The organism is Psychromarinibacter sediminicola, from assembly GCF_029168335.1.
Taxonomy (GTDB): Bacteria; Pseudomonadota; Alphaproteobacteria; order Rhodobacterales; family Rhodobacteraceae; genus Psychromarinibacter; species Psychromarinibacter sediminicola.
The window spans coordinates 1-1,947 of sequence record NZ_JARGYC010000178.1 but is presented as its reverse complement, the minus strand read 5'-3'; the positions used below and the strand labels follow the sequence as shown (position 1 = coordinate 1,947).

The 1,947-nt window shown below is 61.2% G+C and carries 1 protein-coding gene and 1 pseudogene; both read right to left on the bottom strand.

The window, feature by feature from the left end; translation table 11 throughout:
• Nucleotides 1–90: 90 nt before the first annotated feature.
• On the bottom strand, nt 91–1,074 hold the full coding sequence (locus P1J78_RS24745) for an aldo/keto reductase (protein WP_275570038.1): 984 nt from the start codon (nt 1,072–1,074) through the stop codon (nt 91–93).
• A 254-nt stretch (nt 1,075–1,328) separates the two neighbouring features.
• Nucleotides 1,329–1,947 (bottom strand): annotated as a pseudogene (locus P1J78_RS24740) (IS6 family transposase); the annotation flags it as partial.

Here is a 1,947-nt window from a genome sequence, read left to right as displayed (position 1 = left end):
TAGCGGTTTTCCCATGATCCACCTCCACATATAGTGAATCACAAACCCTTCCTTATGGGAATCCCCGACTCTGGTTTTCCGCACGAGGCTCTAGCGCGCGGTCCCTGCTGCGAGCGAACCGCTAAAGCGTTCGCCGCGGACCTCAATGGCTGCAAAACGGCGGTCGATTTCGGCCACCTCCTCGTCGCTGAGTTCCACCTCCGCGGCCGCAATGTTCTCCGCCAGGCGAATTGGCTTGGTGGTGCCCGGGATTGGCACGATCGAGGATCCGCGAGTGAGCAACCACGCGAGCGAAACCTGCGCCGGCGTTGCACCCCTGCGCTGAGCGACGTCGTTCACGAGGTCGATCACCGCCTGATTGGCCAAACGGTTCTCCGCTGAAAGGATCGGATTGTTCTTGCGACTGTCATTTGGGTCATCGAAGGAAACCGTCTCGTCCATTCTGCCGGTGAGGAAACCGCGGCCGAGCGGGCTGAAGGCAACAAGCCCGATGCCAAGTTTGGCGAGAACCGGCATCAGCAGCTCTTCCGGCTCGCGCCACCACAGCGAATACTCGCTCTGAAGCACAGTCACCGGCTGGACCTGATGAGCACGCCGGATGGTGTCGAGACCGGCCTCGGACAGGCCGAAGTGCCCCACCTTGCCCTCGGCAATGAGGTCCCGAACGGTTCCCGCCACATCCTCGATGGGCACTGCGGGATCCACCCGATGCTGGTAGAAGATGTCGATTCGGTCGGTGCGAAGCCGCTTCAACGACGCCTCGGCGACGAGGCGGATGCGCTCCGGACGACTGTCGAGGCCGAGATCCTGTTGCCCCTCACGGAAGCCGAACTTCGTGGCGATGACGACCTCGTCGCGCACCGGTTCGAGTGCCTCTCCGACCAGCGCCTCGTTCGTAAAGGGTCCATAGGTTTCGGCCGTATCGAAATGCGTGACGCCCTGATCGAAAGCAGAGCGAATCAGAGCTATAGCATCCGAGTGATCCACCGCCGGCCCGCGGTGATGATCGAGGCCCATACAACCATAACCAATCTCGGCGACCGCCAGCCCGCGACCTAGTATCCTAGTACGCAATTAACGAACCTCCCTGTTATCTAGTGCATGAACGCTCATCGTCGGCCCCTCGAGCTACAAAGTGGATAAGTTTCACCTTTTTTAGAGATGCGAAAGGTGCTGCCATGTGTGGACGGCTCAGTTTACGCAAGGGTTGGTTTGACCTAAGATCGATCTTGGCGGGGTGCTTGGCTATGACCAAGCAGATGAAGGCGACCGGCAAGTGCTGGCAGAGGGATTCCAACTCGTCTCGGCTTGGACAGTGACGCTGTCCCTTATGCCGCGCAGAGACCGCGCCACTCGGCGAGAGCGGCGGCACGGTTCTTCTTGAAGTTGGCTCGGGAGTAGAAGCTGCGCTCCGAGTTGAAATGGTTGCTGACCGAGGCGTGGACGGAGGCGAATTTCTGCAATGTTCGCATCCGCCGGAACCGCTGCATCGCCCGCTCGCGTCGTCGGAATGGCAGGTGGGAATTCTCGGCGCGGTTTGTTCAGCCAGCGACCGGTTTCCTGGCGATCGGCCGCACCGATCTCCTTGAGCGCCGCGCCATAGGACCGAAGCCGGTCGGTCACTATGAAGTCCGGCCGACCGTGGCGCTTCATCGATTTTCTGAGGAATTTCAGGGCCGCCTGCTTGTCGCGGGTCTTCGTCACGAAGCTCTCGAGCACCTCGCCCTCATGGTCGACAGCCCGCCACAAGTAGTGGCGCTCCCCGTTGATCTTCACGACCATCTCGCCCGGGTGCCATCGCCACTGGCTCGACCGCATTCCCGTGATCCGGCGGTGCCGGATCTCGGCGGCGAACATCGGCCCGAACCGGTGCCACCAGAACCGGACCGCTTCGTGGCTCACGTCGATCCCACGTTCGTGCAGCAGGTCTTCGACATTCCGCAGCGA